Annotated in this window: 1 protein-coding gene; it reads right to left on the reverse strand. The window is 37.8% G+C overall.

Annotated features, from left to right (window positions below):
- Nucleotides 1-781: mechanosensitive ion channel family protein (locus H5072_RS20730; protein ID WP_220488765.1), on the reverse strand; the 781-nt coding region annotated here is incomplete at both ends.

The raw sequence follows: 781 nt of genomic DNA on the forward strand, positions 1-781 counted from the left end.
TCAAATACAGCATAAATACTAAAACGAATATCACTGCGCACTTTTCTAAGCATGGTTTCAGACTCGGCGCATACCCAAAAAATAGCATTAAATACAAGCGAGCTATCTGCAAAGTCATCAAATAACACTGATGACTTTGGATTAACCAATATTGCATCATGATCATCAAGCACTTGCTGGATAAGCTTTTTAACCAGTATAACGTCTGAACCATACGCAACGCCGACACTGACCGATGAGCGTGCATTGCCATCTATCAGCGTCCAGTTTGTTACTGTATTTTCGAGCAATTGAGAATTAGGTATAAGCATATGTACGCCGTCATTTCGGCGAATACGTGTAGAACGCGTATTAATAGTTTCAACTACGCCCTTTGCGTTACCTACCTCTAAAAAGTCACCAATGCGAATTGGACGTTCCCACATCAATATCCAACCGCTGATAAAGTTATTAATAATGTTTTGTGCACCAAAACCTACACCAATAGCAATCGCACCGGATACAAAAGCAAATGCCGTAAGCGGGATGCTGAGCACTTCAAGCGATGTAAAAATTAAAATTGCGATACTTAAAATAAAGTAAATACGAGTAAACAAATGCACTGCATCTTGGCTTATTTTTTTAGCGAGTAATGTTTTTTTAATAAGCTTGCCAATACGTGTGACTACAAACCACATAGCAAACAATATAAGTGGCACTTGAATTACTTTTGCTACCGTAATATTCACATCGTTATAAGTGAATATTACAAAGGCTAAGTATTGATTAATTTGTTCGAGGG

It is taken from the genome of Pseudoalteromonas sp. SR45-5, from assembly GCF_014163565.1.
Lineage (GTDB): Bacteria > Pseudomonadota > Gammaproteobacteria > Enterobacterales > Alteromonadaceae > Pseudoalteromonas > Pseudoalteromonas distincta.